This window comes from Nocardiopsis lucentensis DSM 44048 (assembly GCF_000341125.1).
GTDB classification, from domain to species: domain Bacteria; phylum Actinomycetota; class Actinomycetes; order Streptosporangiales; family Streptosporangiaceae; genus Nocardiopsis; species Nocardiopsis lucentensis.
This window is the reverse complement of the sequence record NZ_ANBC01000614.1, coordinates 24,465-26,311: the sequence shown is the minus strand read 5'-3', so window position 1 is coordinate 26,311 and position 1,847 is coordinate 24,465. Positions and strand designations below refer to the sequence as shown.

4 protein-coding genes (1 of these 4 only partly in view) are annotated in these 1,847 nt (G+C 70.6%); 1 reads left to right on the top strand and 3 read right to left on the bottom strand.

The annotated features are described in order from the left end of the window. The 3 genes from D471_RS38605 to D471_RS35545 form a co-directional block, all read right to left on the bottom strand. A partial coding sequence (locus D471_RS38605; RefSeq protein WP_152486393.1) for an aminotransferase class III-fold pyridoxal phosphate-dependent enzyme occupies positions 1 to 225 on the bottom strand: 225 nt, incomplete at its 3' end. Between the two features lie 12 nt (positions 226 to 237). Continuing rightward, entirely contained in the window at positions 238 to 591 is a 354-nt protein-coding gene (locus tag D471_RS41955) for a hypothetical protein (RefSeq protein WP_017600614.1), read from the bottom strand. Between the two features lie 139 nt (positions 592 to 730). Beyond that, a complete protein-coding gene (locus D471_RS35545; protein WP_017600613.1) occupies positions 731 to 1,393 on the bottom strand; it encodes a phosphatase PAP2 family protein in 663 nt (220 codons plus the stop codon). A 253-nt stretch (positions 1,394 to 1,646) separates the two neighbouring features. Between D471_RS35545 and rraA the strand changes: the two genes are divergently transcribed. After that, a protein-coding gene (rraA, locus tag D471_RS0121945) for a ribonuclease E activity regulator RraA (RefSeq protein ID WP_017600612.1) crosses the window boundary here: on the top strand, positions 1,647 to 1,847 show its 5' portion. 243 nt of this gene lie beyond the right edge of the window; only the first 201 of its 444 coding nucleotides appear in the window; it begins with the start codon at positions 1,647 to 1,649; its stop codon lies beyond the right edge, outside the window.

The window sequence follows — 1,847 nt, the reverse complement described above, 5'->3', positions numbered from 1 at the left end:
CACGACGGAGGGGTTCGCGTGGCCGAGGACGAGCGGACCCCAGGAGCACACGAGGTCGACGTACTGGCGCCCCTCGCTGTCGGTGAGGTAGGGACCCTCGCCCTTGACGAAGAAGGGCGGGGTGCCGCCGACGGCGCCGAAGGCGCGCACGGGCGAGTTCACACCACCGGGGACGACGGCGGTGGCTCGCTGGAAGAGCTCTGCGGAAGTCTGTTGAGTACCCACGTCACCAGTGTGTCAGCTGCGTCCGGTCCGGTGACCGTGACCCGCCCCGCATCGCACCCGGTGATGCCGCTGCTCAGGGGCGGAGGAGGGATCGGACCAGCGCGCGGACGCGGGTCGCGGGATCGCCGTCGGGGTGGAGCCGCCCGGCGCGTTCTCGCGAAAGGACCAGCGGACGGTGTCACGCATGAGGTCGAGCGCGTCCAGGACGTTCGACCTGTCTGAGGCGTTGGCGCCGAAGATCCCCGCGACGGCGGTGGCCTCCCGGTCGGCCTGCTCGGGACGGGCGTCGTCGTAGACCGGGGTGAGGAGGAGTCGCCGCTCCTCGCGGATGGACTCGTGGTTCCCCACGCGCAAACTCAGCGGCATGGCGGATCTTCCCCTCACGGTCGGATGGCCTCACGCCTTCCTGCGCGGAAGAACCGCACCCCCTGAACGTGCCGCACGGACCCGAACACGCGTGCCCGGATCCGGCGGCCGGATCCGGGCACGCGGCGCGGCGCGGGGCTCAGACGCCTGCGAGGGTGCGGTCGCGGGTGTGGTCCTCGTGGTCAGGCAGAACCCGCGCCTCGGCGCGCAGCAGCGGGCGCAGGGGGTCGATCCGTTCAAGCCGTTCGACGAGCAGGGTCAGCGGGCGGGCCAGGGCGAGCGAGACCAGGGTGGCCACGAGCGCGCCGACGAGGAGGCCGACGGTCACGTCGTGGGGGTAGTGGACGCCGACGACGACACGGGAGAAGGCCTCGACCGCCGCGAAGACGGCGACCACGACGGCGATACGGCGCCAGGCGATGACGAGGGCGGCGGCGCAGGCTCCCGCGATGGCGGCGTGATTGCTCGGAAAGGACCAGTCACCGGCGGGCGGGCAGGTGGCGACGGCGGGTAGGTCGGGCATCGCCTGGCAGGGGCGCTGCTGCTCGACCACCTCCTTGAGCGAGCGGCTGACCAGGTAGGCGATGACCGTGGCGACGGGGGCGAACAGCGCCAGGCCGACCGTGCGCGCGTCGATGGAGCGCGCCCTCCACCACGAGGCGATGAACAGCAGCGCGAACGCTCCGAGGAACAGTTCGGTGCCCACGTCGAAGGCGTGCCGCGTCCAGGGGTCGAGTTCCGCGACCGCGCCGACCACGGCACGCGACCACGCGGCGCTGATGGCGAGGATCTCCGAGACCATCTCTCTCCAAGGGGTCGATCGGGGAAGAACCGCACGCTCGGGGGAAAGCTGGACAGCCGAGAAGCATCCAACAGGTGACGGGATTCCCACGGGAGGGTGAAGGGAAGGCCCTTATCCTGTCATCGAACGCGACCGATCCGCGCCCTCTGAGACATGACATCGACGAAGGAGCCGGGCGATCCCGACCGAAGAGGGCGCCCTACCAGTGAGTAGCTTTGGTGGCGTACATCTTTCTCCACCCACTGGAGTCGGCATGACCACGAACTTCACCACCGCGGACCTCATCGACGACCACGGCGACACCCTGCGCAGCTGCTCCACGCAGTTCCGGCGGTTCGGCGGCCGAGCCCGTTTCTCCGGGCCCGTCCGCACTGTCACGTGCCACGAGGACAACGGCCTGGTCAAGCAGGTCCTCAACACCCCGGGCGACGGCGCGGTGCTGGTCGTGGACGGC

Bases quoted from the DNA above. Each gene is read 5' to 3' on its own strand.
- D471_RS41955 (WP_017600614.1), bottom strand. From the start codon at position 591: ATGCCGCTGAGTTTGCGCGTGGGGAACCACGAGTCCATCCGCGAGGAG.
- D471_RS35545 (WP_017600613.1), bottom strand. From the start codon at position 1,393: ATGGTCTCGGAGATCCTCGCCATCAGCGCCGCGTGGTCGCGTGCCGTG.